General features: G+C 58.5%; 10 protein-coding genes and 5 pseudogenes. 3 read left to right on the forward strand and 12 right to left on the reverse strand.

Annotated features, from left to right (window positions below; all coding sequences use genetic code 11):
• The coding region (locus tag AOQ71_RS17055) for an IS630 family transposase (protein WP_057748235.1) at positions 1–606 on the forward strand (606 nt) is incomplete at its 5' end.
• 1,360 nt (positions 607–1,966) lie between these two features.
• Here the strand turns inward: AOQ71_RS17055 and AOQ71_RS17065 are convergent.
• From AOQ71_RS17065 to aepX, 4 genes and pseudogenes are all read right to left on the reverse strand, one after another.
• Positions 1,967–2,764 carry a phosphocholine cytidylyltransferase family protein gene (locus AOQ71_RS17065; RefSeq protein WP_057748241.1) on the reverse strand — a complete coding sequence of 266 codons (798 nt, stop codon included), beginning with the start codon at positions 2,762–2,764 and terminating at the stop codon, positions 1,967–1,969.
• A 287-nt stretch (positions 2,765–3,051) separates the two neighbouring features.
• Positions 3,052–3,800 (reverse strand): annotated as a pseudogene (locus AOQ71_RS50245) (pyridoxal phosphate-dependent aminotransferase).
• Entirely contained in the window at positions 3,697–4,104 is a 408-nt protein-coding gene (locus AOQ71_RS49725; RefSeq protein ID WP_430648626.1) for an aminotransferase class I/II-fold pyridoxal phosphate-dependent enzyme, read from the reverse strand. Before AOQ71_RS49725 ends, AOQ71_RS50245 begins: the two are co-directional and overlap by 104 nt.
• Positions 4,105–4,556: 452 nt before the next feature.
• A pseudogene (gene aepX / locus AOQ71_RS17075) lies at positions 4,557–5,449 on the reverse strand (phosphoenolpyruvate mutase).
• Between the two features lie 1,412 nt (positions 5,450–6,861).
• Here aepX and AOQ71_RS17085 point away from each other — a divergent pair.
• Positions 6,862–7,587: a helix-turn-helix transcriptional regulator gene (locus AOQ71_RS17085; protein WP_057748247.1), complete on the forward strand. Its 726-nt coding sequence runs from the start codon at positions 6,862–6,864 to the stop codon at positions 7,585–7,587.
• A gap of 681 nt (positions 7,588–8,268) precedes the next feature.
• Here the strand turns inward: AOQ71_RS17085 and AOQ71_RS17090 are convergent.
• The 3 genes and pseudogenes from AOQ71_RS17090 to mddA all read right to left on the reverse strand — a co-directional run.
• A partial coding sequence (locus AOQ71_RS17090; protein WP_245316924.1) for an outer membrane protein occupies positions 8,269–8,845 on the reverse strand: 577 nt, incomplete at its 5' end.
• Between the two features lies 1 nt (position 8,846).
• Positions 8,847–9,006, reverse strand: a pseudogene (locus AOQ71_RS47950) (outer membrane protein); the annotation flags it as partial.
• Positions 9,007–9,635: 629 nt separating this feature from the next.
• Positions 9,636–10,393, reverse strand: a pseudogene (gene mddA / locus AOQ71_RS17095) (methanethiol S-methyltransferase).
• 1,323 nt (positions 10,394–11,716) lie between these two features.
• Here mddA and AOQ71_RS17100 point away from each other — a divergent pair.
• Positions 11,717–13,810, forward strand: coding sequence for a prolyl oligopeptidase family serine peptidase (locus tag AOQ71_RS17100; RefSeq protein WP_083514271.1), 2,094 nt, complete (start codon positions 11,717–11,719; stop codon positions 13,808–13,810).
• 1,368 nt (positions 13,811–15,178) lie between these two features.
• Here the strand turns inward: AOQ71_RS17100 and AOQ71_RS17105 are convergent.
• The 5 genes and pseudogenes from AOQ71_RS17105 to AOQ71_RS17125 form a co-directional block, all read right to left on the reverse strand.
• Positions 15,179–15,451 carry a hypothetical protein gene (locus AOQ71_RS17105; protein WP_057748253.1) on the reverse strand — a complete coding sequence of 91 codons (273 nt, stop codon included), beginning with the start codon at positions 15,449–15,451 and terminating at the stop codon, positions 15,179–15,181.
• Between the two features lie 352 nt (positions 15,452–15,803).
• Entirely contained in the window at positions 15,804–17,177 is a 1,374-nt protein-coding gene (locus AOQ71_RS17110; RefSeq protein ID WP_057748256.1) for a M16 family metallopeptidase, read from the reverse strand.
• Positions 17,174–18,663 (reverse strand): annotated as a pseudogene (locus tag AOQ71_RS17115) (M16 family metallopeptidase). The gene AOQ71_RS17110 and the pseudogene AOQ71_RS17115 overlap by 4 nt, the downstream one beginning before the upstream one ends.
• 900 nt (positions 18,664–19,563) lie before the next feature.
• Positions 19,564–20,745, reverse strand: a complete 1,182-nt coding sequence (locus AOQ71_RS17120; RefSeq protein WP_057748259.1) for an aminotransferase-like domain-containing protein — start codon at positions 20,743–20,745, stop codon at positions 19,564–19,566.
• Between the two features lie 10 nt (positions 20,746–20,755).
• Entirely contained in the window at positions 20,756–22,264 is a 1,509-nt protein-coding gene (locus AOQ71_RS17125; protein WP_245316925.1) for a class I tRNA ligase family protein, read from the reverse strand.
• Positions 22,265–22,299: the final 35 nt, after the last annotated feature.

Below are 22,299 nucleotides of genomic sequence, written 5' to 3' on the forward strand. Positions count from 1 at the left end.
AAAAAAACGCTTCTACCAGCCGAGCAGGATCGCCCAGACGTCGCCCGTAAGCGGACCCGATGGAAAGCGCATCAAGGCAGGATTGACGTCACGCGGCTGGTTTTTATCGACGAGACGTGGATCAAGACCAATATGGCGCCGCTACGCGGCTGGGGGCCTTGTGGGCAGCGCCTCCAAGCCTCTGCACCTTTCGGCCATTGGAAGACCATGACCTTCATCGCGGCGCTGCGTCATGATCGGATCAGTGCGCCTTGGGTGATTGATGGTCCCATCAATGGTGAACTCTTCACGCTGTACGTCGAGAAGGTGTTGGCACCCACCCTCGCACCGGGCGAGATCGTCGTTCTCGACAATCTTGGCAGCCACAAGGGCAAAGCGGCTCGCCAAGCTATCCGCGCCAGAGGAGCCCACCTTATCTTCTTGCCGCCCTACAGCCCTGACCTCAACCCGATCGAGCAGGTCTTCGCCAAACTCAAACACCTCATGCGATCCGCAGAACCCCGTGACGTCGAGGCAACCTGGCGGAAGGTTGGTGAACTCCTCGATCTCTTCTCCGAGGCGGAGTGCACCAACTACTTCAAAAACTCAGGCTATGTTTCCGTGTAAATACATCATGCTCTAAGCTGCGCCTCCCTTATCGGGAGCTGCAGGCGCTTGCAGTGCTGTGAACCAACTGTCGAAGAGCGTCGGTGCGGGAAATCCGCACTTCACGTTCTGTGGGAACCGGAGGCGGGCGACCGCCTCCGGTGACCCGGTGGGTGGCGTCGAGGGACGTCCCCCATCCCGATCAATCCGAAGAAAAGTTTGATGTCATTCTCTTTTCGGCTCTGGAATCGCAAAGCAAGGGATGAGCTCAAGCGATCCTGCTTCGATCAACATCACAAGTTCATGTCAACAGCTCTTGAAGGGGCCCCCCCGGCTAAATGATAGAGGCACAATTTATGTGCTGTTTTCTGATCAGGGAGAGATCGGACTCGTCATGAACATTATAGATGAGAGCAATCTGCGCGAAAGAGACATGCAGGTTCTTCGGCCAAATAGACCAGGGGGCCACGATCGGATTGTTTGGGAACTCGCAGCGCGATAATACTATCTTCATCTCGTGCCGAATTTCACCTTGCTCTCTGCGGGCTTGGATCGCCGTTTGCCACTCGCCGCTTCCGATGTGACCATCTCGGTCAGAGGTGCGTGTCAGAGAAGGAAGGTAGAAAGCTGTACCTGTTGTCTTGTCCCTGTGCGAGCGGACACCAAAGCGCTGCCACCGTGCTATCCGATACGCCGAACTCGGTGATACCAGCGCGGAATGAGGACAACCTGGATGAGATCGCCAAGAATACTTCCATGTTGGTGGTAGATCCAGCCACTCGCTTAGTCTCGCCGTGACAGATCGCGTGCTTGCAGGAATTTCGATAGCGACCTGATTCCTCTCCGCTTGCAAGCAAGACGAGTGACCTCATGTAAATGCACCCAAAACGGGCGTCTCCCGCACTCTGAGGGGGGCCCACATGCGAGACAACAATTACGACACACGACAGAGCAGGCTCCGAGAGGCCCGCTTCGGGTGCCCGCAGCGGCCTGGAAGCTCGCGCCCGGAAGGGAGAAGACGTATGTGAAGAAGGCAAGCGGCATATCGCACGACACGGCACGGACGCCCTGCAAAAGTTGACAAATAGTTAAGCTTCATTGCGCCTGCTACGAGTAGGGCGGCTGAGATCGCAAAAGCCCACGCGTTGCTCAGCTGAACTATCAGCACTGCCTAAATTCGCTGAACTCCTCCGCTGCCGCTCTTCGCAACATCTGCGTCGCAGTCCACAGTGCGATCAGTACGGTGATCTGACTGCGCAGCCAAAGCGCCTGTTGCGGCGCAATGGCCAGCTCGAGGTGCCAGAAGTAAGCTCGCGGAAGAAAAGAGGAGACCTGTAGTATAACGTCCGCTGGATTGCAAAGGTACTCCGGCATTGGTCTCTCACCTGTTTTCCTGCCTCGGTGCCCGGGGAGGGCTCCTCCGCTGAAAGATGAGCTCCGCAATGCGCAGATCTTCGACGCTGTCGATTCCGCACCATCTGAGATCCTCACACCGGGCTGCACCAAGCTGCAGACCTCGCTTTTCGATCAGATAGGTGATGAGCTCGTCTGTGTAGGCCCGTATTGCTCCCGACGTGACAATATCGTCCAGCGTTGGGACAATCGTCGTTTTGAGAGTCTGTGCCGAAAATCGAAGCAGGTTCATCGTCTTGAAGAGCCTTGAGCTTTTTGCAACACAGCCGGCAGTGGTTTTGCTCATGCAAAAGCCCGATATGAAGCCGCTATCAGACAACAAAACCGCCGGCCCTTGCGTCAGATCCCCAAAGGGAGTTACTGCGACCACATCGGGTGCTTCGCTCGCCATCAAATGTCGCAATGCATCCTGTTCGAAGAAGACATTCCCCTCTAAAACAAGGCAGTCTCCAGCGAGCAGCACGTCGCGTGCCAGCCACAGGGAAAAGACGCTCCCGGTGCAGTCGAATACCGATGACTCGAGATAGTTGATCTTGAGCTCGCCAAAGCGCCTTCCGCAGGCATATTGAATGGCGTCCTTACGGTAACCGACCACGATGGTCACCTCTCCAACACCAACCGCATCAAGGTTTCGTAAGGCATTATGAATGATCGGCGTGCCGTTGACCTCGACCAGCGGTTTTGGGCAGAGATCGGTCAGTGGCCGGAGCCGCGAGCCCAAGCCAGCGGCGAGAATGATGGCGCTGTTTGGGACGTTGGAGGTCATTTTATTCCCTGTCGTCGTCGAACGATTTCGGGCCGCCGCTCCCTTGCGTTGAGGACTGTGGCCAAATGTCTCTGGCCTCGGCTGTTTGGCCAGCTTTCTGAAGGACAGACGTCCGCGAGCTCCGAATGCCGTGCCTGATGTGTCCTCGTGACCGAAGGTCCCACTCCCCGAGGGGGCGTGTCCCGGGGGACGACACTCGAGCGAGCCGCCTCTCGCCGCGGGCACGAGTGCGGGGCTCTGGGGCAAAGGTAGCTCTAATCATCATATAGGCAATCGCAAAACCAAGCTTAGTTCCACTCGTTGAGAGTTGCAGTCAGGCGCCGTAGGCCTCTACCGAGTAATTCAAGATCGATGCCATAGGAAACCCGAAGGCCTGTAGGGTCGCCGAATGCTGTGCCCGATACCGTTGCGACACCGGCGTTCGTCAGCAACGCTTTGGCGACTTCATCAGCGTTGAAATCTCCGCTATCGCCGGGGACGCCCCGCTGAAGCCCGCAGAGATCAAGGTAGAAGAACAATCCACCCTGGGCAGTGGGTGATGGGACCAACTTCAATTTTGAAAGGATCGAAAGGCCGAGCGTTCGCGCGTCCGAAATGTGGCGCTGCAATTCCAATCGAAGGCAGAATCGGCAGATTTGAGATGATACAGCAGCGCATGCTGCGCAATGACATTGGGGTTCGATGTTGTATGGGTTTGCAGAGCCTTAACCGCACTGATAAAAGTTTTGGGCCCCGCGATATAGCCGATCCGCCAGCCGGTAAGGGCCAACGATTTCGAAAACGAATTGACGATCAATGTGCGATCGCGGGCCTGGGGCGCCACCGATAGGATCGAATGATGCGTATGTGGGGGATGAGCGAAAGCCCCGTAGCATTCGTCAAAGATTATCCAAAGGTTCCGATCCCTCGCGAGTTGGGCAATGCCAGCAACGCTATCGCGGTCGTAGACTGTGCCGGTCGGATTTTGGGGGGTGTTGACCACGATCGCCTTGGTCCTTGATGTAATGGCCGCGGCCAGATCTCGGAGGCTCGGCACGTAGTTGTTGTGCCGGCTCTCGACAAAGGTTGGCGTACCGCCGGCAGATGATGATCTGGGTCGGGAAAGTCGTCCAGTATGGGGCGGGGATCAGGACTTCGTCGCCGGGATTTACAAGCGCCAGGGCCGCATTGAAGAGCGCCTGCTTGGCGCCGCTCGTCACAGCGATTTCGTCTGCTGACCATGGCTGATCCGTCTCGGCGGAAATCTTGCAAGCAAGCGCGCTGCGCAGTTCCAGTAACCCGATCGCGTCGGTATAGCGGTTGAGGTTGCCATTGATTGCTGCGATCGCGCCCTCGCGCACGGAGGGAGCGAGTTCGCTCCAGATCTCTCCTGCGGTCAGATCGATAATGTCCCCCCGCGTGCAGTACCCTCCTTTGCGGCGGTCCTGGGCGTGCGCCCCACAATTTGATCAAAGCTGTCCGATGCGCCAACACGAGCGCTCTCCGTTATTTATAGATGGTTGCTGGTTGGCCGGATTCCGAGTTTGAGCAAAAGAAACTCCCCGGTACGATACAAAAGTACACAACAGAGCTCCTGCCTCATCGTTTTCTGAACCCCAAAACAATTCGGTGCGTTTCCTCGGTGCCTAGCGGTTGAGCAACGTTATGAGATGGAAGCGCAGGCCGTCGCGAGATAGCGGCTGTTCGTACCCATCAACGATATGTCCATGAGGATGAACAGGGGCTGCATTGGAGATTTCAGTGGCGGGTGACGATGCTAAGGCCCGGTGCATGGTGACAGTCCGTCAAAGATTCATGAGTCCTGTGGCGCTGACGACCTGCTCTTTTTGTCATCAGGCTGGAGATATCGCGCTTCCGCACGGGTGAGTTCATCGTACGCCAATAGGTTAAAAACCTCGTCGAGCGTCGCAATATGGGGCTCGATACTCGCGATGCCTTCCCTAGCCATGATGCGACCGCAGACCCTGCGCATGGCAACTATTGCAGCTCGCATGGAGTGGTTGGCCCAGATTACCGTGGAGATGCGCGCATCGCGATATGCAGAGACCGGCGTTTGATAGTATTGGTTGGGATAATCACGATGGGCAGTCGGTTCTGCCAAGCACTCGCAAACGCAAGGATCTCCTCCGCGGTGCTCTTTCGCGAGTGAATGAGAATCGCATCGGCCCCCGCATGGGCGTGAGCGTGAGCACGCGAAACGGCCTCCTCCATCGGACGACCGGCAATCAGCGCCTCGATCCGCGCCACGAGAACCAAGTCTTGCCCAACTGTATCCCTGACGGCCCGCAGACGGCCCGAGAACTCTTTGACGTCGGCAATGGCATGTCGCTCGCCAACGAACGAGTTCATTTTTGGAAAGCAGCTGTCCTGCAGCGCGAGGCCGGCAGCCCCACGTTGGCGGAGTTTGCGTGCGAGCAGACGCGCATTGTTGAAGTTGCCGAAACCGCTATCGCCGTCAACGAGCACCGGCAGCTCGGTCGAGTCCATGATGCGTTCGACGACGTCGACGAGTTGGCTCCATGATGCCTCGTTGGCATCGCGGGAGCCGAGAGAGGAGGCAATTGATAGGCCTGACGCCCACAGGCCTTTGAAACCCGCACGCTGAGCGATTGCGCCCGAAAGTCCATCATGGGCTTCCATGAGAAACGAGAGGTCGTCGTTGGAGCAAATCTGAGGTCGAAGTATATCGGCAGGCAGCGTTTTCCCGCTCCGATCGGACCCGACTTCGCGAACAGATCTTTGTTGCATGCCGAATTTCCTGAGGCCCGACCTGTTCGCCCTGAGCAAGCATTGATGGCACGTTTCTGTCATGCGATCGATTGCCAACGTTAGTAGTTGACTGGAGCGCAAAGCTCCACATGGCGGCCGATGACATAGAATTTCCGGATTCGTGCCGGTCAGCGACCTGTATTGCGAGATCCGAGCTGGGTAGCAATGCATGCGACGTTCGGCGCATCACGAAAGGGGTTCGGTGGCTCGTATGAGCGTGCAGCCCCTAGTTCCGCGCGTTTAGCTCTTTTCTGCAAGCAGGAAATCGTATGCGCCCTATATCAGGAGGCTCCCGTGGTCTACATTGAGGGATGTCGCTACTGGTGCAAACAGCGCTGTCGCAATTCCGACGTATGTCGCCATGCTTCAAATCAGTTAAGACGCGGTAATCTCTTCAAGTGCTTGTCTTGACGACTGAGTTTCCCGAGGGGTGCGACTGGTATGACACTTGCTGCACTCGTTTCGGTCCCTTGCAAGGTTCTTGGAGAAGCGGATGCTCAGTGTCATCTTCATCAATCTGGTTCCGGAGCTTGCTCTAACCGCCGTGCAGCTTCTCGCCAATGTCAGCAGGCGCCAGGATGGTGACCAGTATCAACCGGTTCGTTCGGCCCGTGCTGAAGGGAACGGTGGGCCTGGGCGAATAGCTCGACTGCAACCGCAGCGTCGCAATAGGCATAGCAAACGGGCCGCATTCTTTGCCCAAAGTCGGGTCCATTGGATCCGCGATCGCCATGCGCTTCGAAGATCACGTCGGCGCCGAGTTCGGCTCGCTGCCGGTCAGGAGTGCGTTGGCAATCGTGATAGACAAGGATCAATTGGCGATCGAGTCCGGACCAACTCATCTTCGCTCCCAAGCGCATCGATAGTGACGTCAAGCAGCTGGAGCACGGCACCATCAGGCCGACCGGCGCACTGCGGCTCAGGTGCCTGCCCAGGGCCGGAACTCTGGATATCGCCTCATGGGCGATCGGACAATCGGCTGACGCTTGTTTGCCGCGGCGGGGAGACCGACATGGCTATTCCATCTGGCGCGAAGTATCGGCGCAGGCGTCTCCCGCGCGATCCCCCATCATTTGGCTCCCGCGGAAGCAGTATGGACACCGCCACGCAAACCGGCGGAAACGGGCCGTCGGTCCGAAGTTGCCCATATGGGCAATGAGTGGACATCGCACTCGCGCTGACGGCCCCTTTCGGTCCTTAGCTATCGCCGCACATGTGCGACTGCCTTGCGAACTGGAGTATGTCAGGAACGCAACGAACCTCGATCTGAAACAGCTCAATCGAACGGCGCATAAGGGCCTTTCGGCTCGATCGCGTGAGGCGCCCATATGGATCTCTTTAGCTTCGTCGAATGCGCTAATCAAACGCAATCTCTCAAAGCGCTGTTTGATCTGCTTGTGAGCTGTGCGAGCGAAGTGGGGTTTACTGAGGTCGCCTACGGAGCACTCACCTTCGCGGAGCCGCTTCGCCTGCCGGGGTGTCCACCGCCTCTGGTAGCTATGAAGGTTCCGCCTGACTGGTGCCAGCGCTATTTGGAACGCAAGTACTACGAGGTCGATCCGGCGGTCCGGCGGACACCGATGTTTGCGGGGCCTTTTCTATGGGATGAGCTCGCAAAGGAACATCAACTGCAACCATGTGAACAACGTGTACTTCGGGAGGCCAGAGAGGCAGGCCTGAAGAATGGTGTCAGCGTCCCATTGTTTGGGCCGTCAGGGCGAATATCCGTGATATCATTCGCATCCCGTTTTGATGATGCCGATCCCCAGAGGAATGTGAAGCATCTCAAAGTGCTGGCTTGGCAGTTCCATATTGCGTTTGCGGAGATCGCAAGGCCCTCGGGCAGTGACTCGAACGCAAAAGTGAGCCTATCCGAGCGCGAAAAGGATTGCCTGCAATGGGTCGCGGAGGGCAAATCGTCGTGGGAAATCGGGAAAATACTGAACGTGAGCGAGAATACGGTGAATTTCCATGTGAAGAACGCAATGCGAAAGCTCGGCACGGCGAGCCGGACTCATGGGCTTGTTAAAGCGATTCGTCTTGGGCTTCATTGAATTTTGGGAGCCCGCGTTGGCAGCGCCGATGGTCGCCTCAACTGTTATTAGGTCCGCTGCATTTGCCGCCACAAACATCACTTGGTGCAGAACATGGTGCACGAACAGCAATGTCCGCCGATGCATAGCGGCGAATTGATGGCCGCGAGTTCGCCCCAATTTTCGCGGCAATAAGGGTCGCTAACGTGCTCCTCATATGAATCGGGCGCGGGCAGATAATCCAGGTCTCACACATCGAACCTTGCAGATCGCATTTGGAGAGGTGGTGCAGGCGTGGCTGGCAGGCCTAATCGAAACGTAGCCGGCTGCGTGCCATGATTGCCGAAAGCCAAAGCATCGCGATTAATGCTAGCAAGGTAGCAAAAAGCCACACGTCCGCGTGTGATTTGCTTAAGGCGCTGGATTAGCGAAAGCCGAAGATGTCGCACACCATCGCTGACACACTCGAAGCGTAGTTGTGGGGCGATCTCCACTATGGCCCCTTGAGCACGCGGTGTGCCTCAACGTATCCAACAGGCGGACGTATGCCTGAAGGTTCAGAACGGATATGAAGGACGTTGGAGCTGGCACCTTTCAAAAAGTAGAGGCAGCTAAGTGATCTTGCGTTCTTGAATTAACTCAAGAAAGAGCCCCGGCCAAAAGAACCGGGGCTCTCGATCGCCATTTGGAGTGAGGAGATCGTTACTTGAGAGCTACGGGCCAGCCAAACTTGTAGTTAACTCGTGCGGTGAGGAGATCGAAATCCTGGCGGATGCGATCGTTCCCAAACGAACCGCCACCGGCGGCGGCGAAGTTCACGTCGCTGGTCGGCATGAACACATGGTCATATTCGAGGCCAGCTGACCAGTTTGGCGTCAGGTTGACCTCGAAACCGGCGCCAACGACGCCTCCCCAACGTGTCGTGTCCGCGCTCCCAAGCTGCGTGCCTGAAGCAACCGCGTTGACGTCATAGCTGCTGCTGACGATTGCGGTGCCGCCTTTGGCGTAAAGCAGGACGTTGCTGATGGCATATCCGATCTGGCCAGTGATCAAACCAAACGAGTCGATCTTTGTCTGGTTGCTGTTGGTCGGAAAAGCAGTGCTGACATTGGAGCCGTTGAAATCGGCCCAGTTGCCCTGGCCTTCGACGCCAAGCACGGTCTGGCCGATCTGCCAGCGATAGCCGATCTGCCCGCCCACGGTGCCGCCGCTTGCGTCGTGGGAGCCCTCAGGGGTCGTGCCTGCAAAATCCCAGGAGTTGTGGCTCGAACCCCAACCGNTGACGCCAGCATAGAAGCCGCTCCAGTCGTAGAGTGCGACCGCGACCGGGGGCGGTGGCGCCTTGGTGTAGACGGGCTGTGCAGCGAGATCCGCAGCGAATGCAGGCGCCGCAGCGGTGAGTGCGACGATGCTCGCAGTCATAAGCAACAAGTTCTTCATTTCGAGCTTCATTTCCTTTAGTGGCCCCCGCCGTTCGCGTCATAACAGCGCCGACGCGAATTGCTGTAACTGCGGCGCAACATTCACTCTCAAAGAATCGGCTTGATCCTGACGCTGCGTAAGGTTGTAGGCTTGGACGTCACTAACAACGAACGCATCGAGCTATATCAGATGCGGCTGTAATTCCGACAATGGCGTAGGTGGCTGTGCGTCGAAACGCGTTGATGAAGGATAATCGCTGCTTCCGCCGATCGGACCAACTGGAGCGTGGCACGAGTGCATTTGGACGCACAGTGACACTAAATGTGCCTTCCCGAAAGTTGTCATGCCCATCTGCAAGGATAAGCGGCGAAGGATGCCGCGCTGGATGGTCATCGGTCCATCGAGAGTAGCGCGCTATATCTTCACGGGTTCGCACCGAGACGAGCGCGCGCTGAGACAATTCGCTACACGTACTCGCGCGGCAAAACTTTGCTGCACGCGCAACACCGAACGTCAGAGTGCCTAAGGAACTCTCCGTCTTTCGATTGCTTCAAGTATAAGGGCGCCTGAGGTGGATGGTGGGTCGGTCCTCTAGGTTGACTGTGAGCCCTGCGATGCACCTTTGCGGTGGTGAGTTCCAATTCATATCAGCCCACTTTGCGCCACGGGATAAGCATGCAGGTTTGTCTTTTGTATTGGCGGTACTGCCACCCGAGCAGTTGGACAAGATCCCGCTCTTCGAAGAAGAGTCCGACAAAGATGTAAATGGTGGTCACGGTCGCAAACAGTAAATGGCCGACTGTCATGACCGGCGCGGCCCAGAACGCGATGATGAAGCCAAGATAGATGGGATGTCGCACAAACTTGTAGTATAGCGGCGTTTTGAACTGCGGCGCAGGTATGCCGCGCCCCCTGAGATTGGCGATGACGTGACGCAGTCCGAACAATTCGAAATGATCGATAAGGAACGTACTGGTGAACACCGTCGCCCAGCCGATGAATGATAGCGTCGCGATCATGACGAATATGTCGGGGTCCTCGACCGCCAAACAACCGTCGGAAGCGGCCTCCACTGCCAGAATAGAAACATGAGGCACAGGCTCGCCATGAGCACGTAAGTACTTCGTTCAATGCAATTCGGCACATATCGCGTCCACCAGTTCTTGAACCGCTTACGCGCCATGCCAGAGTGCTGGATAGCAAACAGAGCCATCAACAAGGTGTTTATGGAAAACGCATCGATGGCCGACGCCTCAGGCCCCGTGTCAATCGTCTTCGGCACACCTAAGCCGCTTACGAAGCCAATAGCGTAGATAATAGTGAAGAGAAATATCCCGTAAGCCACCAAACCGTAGAGGAAAGCGATCAATCGTAACGATCGTATCGGGGAAGGTGCTTGTCTCATGGAGTTTACTTTAGGCATGGAACGACTCTGTTTTTGGGCAACGGCTCGCTCAAGGCTGTGTGTGCTGAGGAGCCAGGACAATCATTCAATCAAAGCCTTATGATCCTGCACACGTCCTGGAGATGCAGCCGATATGCAGCGCAGCGCCGACCAAAGGCTCGATGATCATCGTCACCAGCAAAGAGCCGCCAACCGCGTGCACAGGGCCGCTGAGCGAAGCGGATTAGGGAAGGCCTGGGCGGATTAGCCTTAGAGCGGTATGACAACGAGCAGGTCTCATCGTGAACTCCTGGCTTAGTTCGCCGCGCGCACCATTGGTTGCGGGGGTTTCGTTCTCATCCCATCAAATGGCGTGCCGATCGCGGGATTGGGGCCACATCGTGCATGACCGCAGAACACCCGTGCTACCGACGGGCCAACGAGAATAATGCTGAGGCTTTTGGGAGGTCTGACATCGGCGTCGTCGCCGGATACGGCTGGCATGACGGGCGCCCACGTGATACCAGCCACTCCTCGCGCTGCTTACGCCGGTCCTGACGATGATGCACCTTATGGCGGACTTGATGCCGCCCATTTCTGCTATACCGCTTCAGAACCCCGAGGCGCCGGCAGCTCGAACTTGGTATGTCCGGGCATCCAGCGCCTCGACGAGGTCACGCGGTTGATACGGCCAGTCGCCGGGCAAGCAGCCAGCTCTTCGCTTCGCTCATCGCGGTCGACTACAAACCGCGGCATGGCGCTGCGGTCCGCCCTTGTCGAGCATTGGGAGTGGATCCATGGTCAGTTGCCGTGGCTTTCCGCTTTTGGGTCGGAAGTCTGTTGGTGCCAGAAGAAGTCGCCTTCAACCGGACCCGATCATATGTTGAGGTCCTGACGTAACGGAATGACTGAGGGCACGGCGGTTGCTCGATCAGCTCGACAAGACCGAGACCCCTACGCCGCGATCGTACAAGCCGCGATGCTTCTCAAGCTGGCTCGTGGTGCAGCTCCGACTGCGGCAATTGCGTGTCTCATAGCCATCGGACCAGAGGCTGATCGTCGCATTCGAGCGCAAGGGATGCAAAGCCGGCCGCGCCTCCTTGGGGCATGCCCGCAAGTCATCCGTTTACATGAAGCGGCGATCTGAACAACGATCATAGCCTGCAATCCTCTCCTGATGCGCGGAAGTCCAGCTCATCAGGCCGTACAAAGCCCTGAGGCACCGGCAATTGCAGCCTGTTTGTTCGAAACAACGAACTTGAAGTGACTAGCGCGTCAGGTTGTAGGCTGGAAACCACATGCTGGCTTATCGAAACCGCAGTAAAGCTAATACCGGAGGGGGCCGTGTCTGAAGCAAGCTCGTCGACAGAGGTGGGCGGTGGAAAGCCAACGCTCTCCGCTCCTGATGATGATCCCTATCTCTGGCTGGAAGAGATAGAGGGGCCGCGGGCGCTCGATTTTGTCGAGCAGCAGAATGGCAAAACTCTGCAGGTGTTCGGCGGAGCGACATTCACGCAGGATCGCGACGATCTGGCTTCGATCTACGACCGGGCCGACAATATACCGTATGTTAGCCGGCACGACGACCATCTCTACAATCTTTGGAAAGATGCCGACAATCCGCGGGGCCTCTGGCGTCGGACGACTTTAGAAGAATTTCGAAAGTCGAAGCCGTCATGGGAGATTTTACTTGATGTGGATCGCCTCGCGGCCATGGAAGGCGAGGACTGGCTTGTAAGCTGGACCGCCATGCTGCCTAGTAGCTCACAAGTGATGCTCGCTCTGTCACGGGGCGGCAGCGATGCAGTGACGCTGCGAGGGTTTGACCTGACGACGAAGAGTTTTGTGCCTGATGGTTTTGTGCTTGGGGAGGCGAAGAGTAGTGCCGCTTGGGTCGATCAGGATACCCTTCTATTGTCCAGTGCTTATGGCCCGGGCATGGCGACATTGTCGGGGTATGCTAGGACCGTCCGATTGTGGCGCCGCGGTGAACCCATCGAACGAGCGGCCGTAGTGTTTGAGACGACCGCCGATCGCATTGGTGTCAGCTGCTGGATCGATCGGACCGGCCAAGGGAAACGCGTCTGGTTCACCGATCAGCTGGATTTCTTCAATTCCCACACATGGCTTGGAACCGAGTCAGAAGCGCGCACCAAGCTCGACCTTCCTACCGATATCTGGCTGCAGCCGCATCAGGATTGGCTGGCGGTGAAGCTCCGCTCGGCCGCGACAATCGATCGAGTAATCTACCCGACAGATACCCTGATCGGCATATCGTTGAGCGCCTTTCTCGCTGGGAAGCGTAACTTCTCGGTGCTTTTTCTGGCAAGCCCGCGGCGAGCACTGCAGGGATTCTTCTGGTCGGGCGGTAAGCTTGTCCTCTCCATCCTAGACGAACTGCGGCCGGTCTTCGAGAGTTGCACGCCATATACTACGACTTGGAGCCGCGAGCCGCTGAGCATGGTTCCCGATATGGGCCTCGTTGATGTATCGCCGCTTGACCGCGATCCATCCGAGAGCAACGGCGACCTGCTTGTGAGGATCCAGGATCCGCTCACGCCCCCGTTACTGATGCTTTTGGACCAAGGCGTCGCAAGTCCAGCGGTGCTTAAGGAGGCGCCAAAGACCTTTAGCGCCGATGGTCTGGTGGTCACCCAACATGAGGCGATCTCGGTCGATGGCGAGCGCATTCCCTATGTGCAAACCGGGCCGAAGTGGGAGACCGGCAATGCGCCCGTCCATATGAGCGGTTACGGCGGGTTTGGCGTCTCAGTGAAGCCGTACTACAATTCCGCGCTCGGCAAGCTGTGGCTCGAGCGTGGGGGCACCACGGTGCAGGCGCATTTGCGTGGCGGCGGCGAGTTCGGCACGCGATGGCACGATGCTGGGCGGCTTGCCCGCAAGCGGCTGTCGCATGATGATTTCGCGGCGGTCGCCGCCGATCTCGTGCGCCGCGGCGTCACGCAAGCCAAGCGCATCGCGGCGCAAGGCGGATCGAACGGCGGAATCCTCATCACCAACATGCTGACGCGGTACCCTGAGCGTTTCGGCGCGCTGTTCTGCGCGATCCCGCTGATCGACATGCGCCGCTACACAAAGCTGCTCGCGGGTGCGAGCTGGATCGCGGAATATGGCGACCCCGACAAGGTAGAAGAGTGGAAGTGGCTGAAGACCTATTCGGCCTATCATGCCGCAAAGCCCGGCCAGCCCTATCCGCCAATCCTGATCGCCACGACGCGGCGGGACGATCGTGTCCATCCCGGACACGCGCGCAAGATGGCAGCGAAGCTCCAACGGATGGGCTATGAGGCCTATCTCTACGAGCCCGACGCCGGCGGTCACGGCTATGGCCGGGACAACAAGGAACATGCCGGCTTTCAAGTGCTGGGCTTCCAATTCCTGAAAAGCAAGATTGGATGGCTGGATGAGAACACCTAAGCGAGCTTCGACCGTTCTTTCCAACACTAGCCTGAAATTGATGGCCGGATGTTTAGGCGAGCCGACCGGCGTGAGGTCGGAATCGGGCACACGCTCCTCAACGTCAGTACTTTGCAAACGCTCGTTCCGGGTGCGTTCGTACAGGATCAGTCTGTAACGGCCAAGATTTCTGCTTACCACTGACATATTCGTGGACGAACCGCGACATTGGCTCTATCCAAGCCTAGCGGTGGGCCGTCCCTCAGCTTGGAAGATAGAAGGGATATCCGGTGGGTTCAGCGGCTTTGCGTATGCAACCCACGCATGCTTGGCAGCTCCACTTCGGCCCTGCTAGATGAGTGCACAGAATCCCAACGGAGTTGTTATGCCCAAGGCGCTGAACAAGAAGATTGTACGTCGCGAGTACACGAAGACGGACGTAAAAGAACTGCGCGCACATTCGAGGGCGAAGACGCCCGTTTCGAAAATCGCAAAGCTTACAAAGCGAACAACGGGATCGCTGCGTCAGAAGGCGCTAAAGTTGGGTATCCCGCTCGGACACCGACGATAGTCAGGGCGCCGCACGGTAGAAGCACCGCGCGGAAGCACCCGAGATCAAGTACATTGGCGGGAGGAAGCTCAGCGCCATCTGAGTTTGCTGTCATGCACTCACCGCGTCATCTACCGGCGCTGAGGCCCCTTGTGCGGAACGCAAGGTGCGCCGGGCAACCGTATGGCAACACGTTCGGCGGCATGAAAAAGCCGCCGGGATACCCAGCCACATGATCGAGCGCGCATGTGTCACCCGGGAAGCTACTTATGGGACCGGCGCCATGTCTCGATTGTAAGGCCGTATATCCGCCTCCTCCGGTGAGGTGGCTCGGGCCTACACTGCGCGTCCGAGGGTTACTCGGGCGTACCGAGCCGATCCTCAGCAGAGGAGGACGAGCCATGGCAGATTATAGGGAAGCATTTGTCGGAATCGACGCGCGTAGCCGAGAAACGCCATCGTGATCGCGGAAAGAGGCCATAAGGAGAGATTCGCTTCTTCGGTGGGGTCGACGCTTCGGACACCGGCATGCGCGGGGTAGTAACGGATCGCGAGCCGGTTTGATGGTGTGCATTTCTGTTATGAGGCCGTTCCCAACTGGCTATGAACTATATCGCCTGATCCGTTCGCTCGGCCATGGCTTGACCGCTAATTTAGAACTGGCATCGTCCTCATGGCAGTCTCGGGTCAAAGCCAACGATCAGCAGCTCGGACTGACCGCGAACAACCTCTTCAATGACCGAAACGGCGGCAACTTTCCGACCACAGGTTTGTCCTCGAGCGCGTATTGTTCGAGTTACACAGCTCAAGCGAGTTGGCGGGCTCGTTCAACGAGCTCTTTAGGATTTGGTGACCGGCCTGATCCGGCGCAGTAGCGAATTGGCATATTCCTCGCGCTCGCGCATGAAGCGCTCTTGATGGGCCTTGAATCTCTCGACCCGCTTCCTGATCTGTTCGCGTTCGCTGCCACCATAGTCGGGCACGCTGAGGCCATCCCGTCGAGGACTTTTTTCGGTTGAGCCCGGGGCCAGCTCGATCTCCACCTTCAGCGATCCGGCGAACGCCATCGCTTCAGCGACAAGCGCATCGAGTTCGCTCTTCCAATCACGCATTGACGCTCTCCCGCGCAGTACGTCCAGTTAGACCAGCCAGTTCATCACAAGCTAGGCCGCGACGTGGCGGAGACGCTGGTCGCAACACAAGGACGCCACCTCATCCGCTTGTCTTTGAAGGAGTCGCCGGCAACGTTGCCGGCCGCCCTCGGGTTCAAAACACTCGTTGTGAAACAATTCAATCCAGCCCCGTGTCAGAGGTCTTCTAGAGCCAAAACGCATCGTCTCCTAGTTTAGGTTTCGGGACGCTTAAGGCAGCCCGATCCGGTTTGCGCTGGTCAGCGAAGCGCCACACATTAAACAGACGCGAGGTGCCGAACTCCATGTGGAACGCTGCTGGCAATGAGGCACCTCAGTTCGACTTCGGCGTGGTCGCTGCGGCGGGCTGCGGGGCCGCCCCGGGTGCCCGGCCGACGATGACGGTCAGGAGGCCCTGGCCCCAGAGGCGCTTGGCGGCCTGCTTGGCGTCGTCCAGCGTCACGGCATCGACGATGGCGTTGCGCTTCTCGATATAGTCGATCGGCAGCTTGTCCTGCTGATATTCCAGCAGCGCCAGCGCGAGCTTGGAGGAGGTGTCGAGCGCGAGCATCTGCGAACCCTTGAGATAGGACTTCGCTTCGTCGAGCTCCTTCTGCGTCGGTCCCTCCTCGGCGATGCGGTGCACCCCCTTCTCGACGGCGTCGAGCGTGTCGCCGGCGCGGTCAGCGCGCGTGCCGGTGTCGCCGATGAAGACGGCCGAGTGCTCCATCCACAACAGCGATTCACGCACCGAATAGGCAAGCCCACGCTTCTCGCGCACCTCGTGAAAAAGCCGGGAGGACAATCCGTCGCCGCCCAGGATGTGGTTGACGACGTAGGCGGCCATGAAGTTCGGATCGCTGCGCTTCACGCCGGGGCCGCCGAAGGTGATCACGGTCTGCGGCACGTCGAGCGGAACGAAGGCGCGCTGCGGCGGCGCGGCTGACTCGACGTCGGGGACCGGCGCGAGGTTCGCCTTGGCCGGCAAACTGCCGAAGGTCTTGTCGAGCAGTCGGCCCAGGGTTGCCGGATCGACGTCGCCGACGACCGCGACCTTTAGCGTGTCCCTGGCGAGGATGCGGCCGACGTAATCCTTCATGTCGGCGACCGTGATGGTCGGCACGTTTTCAAGCGTCCCGGTGGTCTGCCGACCGTACGGATGATCGCCGAAGGCGACCTCGAGGAACTTGCGTCTGGCGAGCGCAGTCGGATTGGTGGTGTCACGGCGCAGGCCCGAGATGACCTGGGACCTGATGCGCTCGACATCCGCGGTGTCGAAATGCGGCGAGGTCAGCGCCATCCGCAACAGGTCGAAAGCCTCGTCCTTGTTGTCGCGGAGCATGCGCAGGCTGCCGCGGAAGGTGTCGCGGCTGGCGTTGAAGGAGAGCTCGATGGCGCGGCGGTCGAGCCGCTCGTGGAAGGTCTTGGAATCGAGATCGCCGGAGCCTTCGTCAAGGAGGTCGCCGACGAGGTTGGCGACGCCCGGCTTGTCCTTGGGGTCCTGCGACGCGCCGCCGGCAAAGGAATATTCCATCGCGATCAGCGGCACGGTCGCGTCCTGCACGAACCAGGCTTCGATGCCGCCGGGCGAGGTCAGATGCTGGATCTTGGCCGCAGCCTGCGACGGCGAGATGGACGCCAAGCAGAGCGTCACCGAGGTGACGACGGAGAGCGCGATGCCGCGCACGCGGAGGAAGGGATAGGTCACGAACGCTTCTCCTCGCGCTTGGCGGTGGCGGTGTCCTTGATCAGATAGCCGGTGACCGAGCGCTTCTTGTCGAGCCACTTTTGCGCGGCGGCGCGCACCTGTTCGGCGGTGACGGCACGGATGCGATCCGGCCAGCTGCGGATGTCCTCGACGGACTGGCCCGTCGTCAGCGCGCCGCCATACCGGTACGCCAGCAACGCCTGATTGCCCTGAGCGTAGATCTCTTCCGCAATGAGCTGGGTCTTGACCCGCTCGAGATCCTCAGGCCTGATCGGGTTCTGCACGATGTCGGCGATCACGTCGTCGATCACCTGCTCGACCTCTGCGAAATTAACGCCCTGCTTGGGCGAGGCCGAGATCGAGAACTGGCTCGGGTCGAGCGAGATGCTCGAATAGCTCGCGCTGGCGGAGACCGCGAGTGGTTTGTCGACGACGAGCCCGCGGTAGAGATAGGAGTTGCTGCCGCTGCCAATTAGTCGGGCGAGCACCTCGAGCGCGGCGCTCTCGCCGGCTGCCGCCGTGGTTGCCGACGGCACGAGATAATAGCGGCGCACGCCGGGCTGTTCGACGCGCGGATCGGACAGCGTGACGGTGCGCGGGGCGGCCGGCTCCGGCTCCTGCGGACGGATGCGTTGCGCGATCGCCGGCTGTGCCGGAATCGGGCCGAAATTGCGCTCGACCAGCGGCCGCACGTCGGCGACCTCGACGTCGCCGGCGATCACCAGGATCGCGTTGTTTGGCGCATAGAAGCGGCGGTAGAACGCCAGCGCATCCTCGCGATTGAGCTTCTCGATCTCCTGGTGCCAGCCGATCACCGGCCGGCCGTAGGGATGGTTGAGATAGAGTGCCCCCTTGAATTTGCTCGCTCAGCCGTGCGGCGGGACTGTTGGCAACGCGCATGTTGCGTTCTTCGAGCACGACGTCGCGCTCAGGCAGCAAGTTCTCGTCCTTGAGCACGAGCCCCGTCATGCGATCGGCCTCGAACTCCATCATGGTCGGCAACTGCTCGCGCGGCACGCGCTGATAATAGTTGGTGTAGTCGACCGAAGTGGAGGCGTTCTCGTTGCCACCGACGCGATGCACGGTCTGGCAGAATTCGCCTACCGGATGTTTGACCGTGCCCTTGAACATCAGGTGCTCGAGGAAATGGGCGAGCCCCGATTTGCCGGGCGTTTCGTCGGCCGAGCCGACCTTGTACCAGATCATCTCCGTGACCACGGGGGTGCGGTGGTCGGGAATCACCACGACCTGGAGGCCGTTACCGCGTGAAGCTGCTGGGGCGTGCGGAGCTCGCAGGAGTCTCGGCTGACATGGCATCTGTCAAGGAGGCCCAGCTCAGGACCAGCGCTAGAAGGCAAATCACCGGTCGTGATGACGGGCGCCTTGACAGCACTCGAGGTAGAATTTCCCGAACGAAAGCACGGTCTGGTGGCCGGTGAAACGCGCCATTGTTCCCGCCTTGGTCCGTCAGCCGCTGGATTGGCATGACTTTTTGCAAGCTCCATTGCAGCGGGTTCTGGACGAGGAATGAGCTCATGATCGAAGTCATCTATCTGCTGCTCCATGACTTGCATAATCGATCGACAGATCGGCTTGCTCCAGGGGTATTATCGTGGTCTGCCGGGTTCGCCGGCTACCCCAAAGCATTGGTCGTGCCAAAGAAGAAACTCTTTGAACTACGACGTGGTTGCCCAAAACGCCTGTTCGCGTATTCACACGCAGTCGTACATCGGACACGCTAGGCGCTCTTTGCGACAGGTGTGGCTATCGATGGGCTATCGAGAGGCCTCCTTCGGGCGGAGCGGGGTTGGATCCGCGTAGCGACCTACGGCAGCGTCATGATAAACATTCTGCTGTCGATACGCCCGGCCGAGCCTTGTACGATCGGCTGGCGGCCTTTGTCTCCAATGGCGGCGAAGTCGAGGCCTGGATTGCTACGGTCGCCTCCTCAAATTTCAGGCGAATCCGGCAAACGCTTGCTCTTGATTTTGGCAGAAACGCTGTGACTTTGGCGCAATCAAACGCGAGCTCGGGCGCCACTCGTCAATCATGCCCTGGAAGATGGTGAAAGCCGACGGCTATCTCGGCCGCTGATCGCGACGAGACCGGCCCGGGCAATGGATACTCGCCTCGCACGGCCACAGTCACGGCTTGGTCTTCGCCTAGCTGGAGCTGCTGTTGCAGGTTAATTTTGGATTTTTCGTTCGGCTGGTCGTCGCCCCAACGGCGCTCATAAGGGGAGACTATCGTTACCAGACGTTGCAAGCCATCCCTTCTCTTAGGGAAACATTTTAGACGCCATGACACCATATTGACGAATGCCAACTTCTTAGACTTGCCTGCGTATTAAGCCGGAGCACGACTGCTAGCTGGACACTCCGATATGTCACAGTTCCAATCGGCCGTTTTCGGCGAGCGTTCGTATCGCTCTGCCGTGCAGCTTGGCCTGCAGCTTATCCAATCTCGCTAGTCCCTCCTCGATGACGTTCGTCGGGAGATAGCTAAAGCACAGGCGTACATGGTCGCCACTTCGCGGGCCATAATGACGGCCATGCACAAGGTGCACGTCGTGCTCGCAGCGCGCAGCCTCAATGAAGGTCTCAGCCTCAATTCCGCCGTCGAGCCGTACCCAAAATGAGAAACCACCGCTTGGAAGGAGATATTCTGGCGCGCAAAACCGGCTACGCTGTAGTAGCGTGTGCAGGCTGTCCCGCTTGGCACGATAATGCTGGCGTAGTCGCACAATGTGCGTATCAAGTGCGTCCGACTGCAGCAGCGACAAGACGATATTGCTGACAATAGGGCTGACCCCGCCGTCGCATTTGAGGCGCGCCAGGCTGTTGATGACATCTGAATCCGCGAGCACCCATCCCACTCGCAATCCGGGTCCCGCGATCTTGGATATGCTGTGGACGTTTATGACGTTGCCACCCGGTGGCAGCCAATCAGCGAGACCGTCATACGGCAGCTCCGAATAGACGAGATCCTGCACCAACGCCACCCCATGCCGGGCTAGCATCCCGGCAACGCGCGCCATATGGGCGCGCGATATCTGGCGCCCGGTCGGATTATGAAATGCTGGCGCGGTGTAGAAAAGTTTCACGCGGGGCTCACGGCGCAAGGTCATTTCAAGCGCGCTCAGATCGACGCCATCGGCGTTCATCCCAAGCTGGAGGATGGTTGCTCCCGTGATCGAAAAGATGCGCAGTGCACCCAAGTAGGACGGGTCCTCGGTCAGAACGATATCGCCTGGGTCGAGTAAGACGTCGCCAATCAATTGCAGAGCCTGTGAGGCACCAGCTGTAAGGATAACCTCCTCATCCGGCACATTATAGCGTTGTGCGAGCCGTGTCCGGAGCTTGGGCAAACCCACCGCGTCCGTATATTGAAGCAGATCGGCCGTGGCGACGCCGGTATTTTGGCTTAATGCGTCGGGCCAGGCCAGCTCTGAGAACATAGCCGGGTCGGGAAGCCCATAGGCGAAATTGATGCCGTGCTTCGCACTTGAGTAGTTGAAGGGTGCAAAGCCCTGAGCGAGGGAGCTGCGCGTCGAGACAGTCGAGTTCATGGCTTCTCGTTCATCTCCCGCTATTTTGCTTGGCTTGGCGTTTACGAAAACGCTCGTTGTACGCTGCGATAAAATGCGCAGGTACCGCGGCGTTGAGGACTGGGAAGTCTATTTTCGGTGGCAGGCTGGCTTTTGCTGCCAATTTACCGAAGGACGGCTGCCAGGCTGCACCGAAGAAATGTCGGCCATAACGGATCGCTAGCTCGGGTACCACAGGATACAGCAGGCTCAGGAATAGCGAAATCTCCATGGCGTTCCACATCCCGCTGTTGTCACGCGCAAAATCGGCTGCCTGGAAGTACTCATCGACAAAATCAAGCGCATCCCAGAAGCGGAGTTCCTCGATTGCATCCGCGTAACGCTGAGCCAGGATCCGCAGACGAGACCGCAGACGTCTAGAGTCCAATGTGCGTGCGTTGCCTGCATATTGGCGCAATGCATCTTCAAAGACCCGAAGGTGCGACGCCGCCGTGACCAACCCGTCAACATCGAACTCGTTTTCGTCTCTGCCGAACGGCCGTGCGATTCGAGCGAGCGCGTAACGAATGACGTTGGGGTCCACGTCGCGCGCAACCTCGTCGGCCCAAAGCGCATGGTCGCGACCGGTCGAAAACTTTTCACCGTCGAGCTTGTAGAAATCCTGGACCGAGTGATTTGTGGGAATTGGAAAGCCGCGCGCGAGCAAGACGCCGGTCACACCTATCGTGTAGTAGAAGCGGTTGTCCTGGCCCATGAAAAACATAAGCCTGGTGCGAGGGTCGTGCATAGTTGAATTTGCATCCCGAAAATCGTTTGCGCATTGCTCTCGAATTCCGGTGTCAAAGCACCACAAGCCTTCGAACCATGTGAGCAGGGTTTGGCCGAACAAAGCTTCGGGATCAGTTAACTCCACACCATGACTGAACTGGCGCGACATCGGCAGACCATGCTTATCGCTTGCCAGCCAAGCTCGCGCCTTGTCTCGTATGGACTCCGGCCAGGCGCTTTGTCCAATGGCTGTCTCCAGCGCCTGGGTGAGGCGGGGCGTATCGAACACCGCCTGCTCAATGGACCTTAGTGCAAGTTTGTGGCCGCACGTGGTGTGCCGGGCATTGCGCAATGTGTCATGCCGAATTGCCAGGCCACAGTTCTCACACAAATTGCTGTCGGCAGCTGAGTTGCACGCCGGACAATTTCCAGTGGCAAGCGAATCCGCGACAAATTCGTCGCAATGCTGGCAATAGAGTTGGACGCCATTTCGGACCTTGACGTAACCGGCCTCCTGCAGCTCGCGGAAAATCGAAAGAGCGTTCTCCTTGTGTATCTCGCTGGAGGTGCGAACGAAGACATCAGGCGTGATGTGCAGCGCTCGCAGGCCCCGCAGGATCTCGTCAATGTGCTTTTGTGCGACCTCGCTAACGCTCTGCCCGAGCTTTCGCGCCTTTACGAGCGTATACGTGCCGTGCTCATCCGCGCCGGTGATGTAGTGCGCGCGATGGCCGGCCATACGCTGAAAGCGTACGAAGATGTCGGCGAGCAAGTATACGCCGCCGACGTGACCGAGATGCAACTTGC

The sequence above is a fragment of the Bradyrhizobium manausense genome, assembly GCF_001440035.1.
Taxonomy (GTDB): domain Bacteria; phylum Pseudomonadota; class Alphaproteobacteria; order Rhizobiales; family Xanthobacteraceae; genus Bradyrhizobium; species Bradyrhizobium manausense.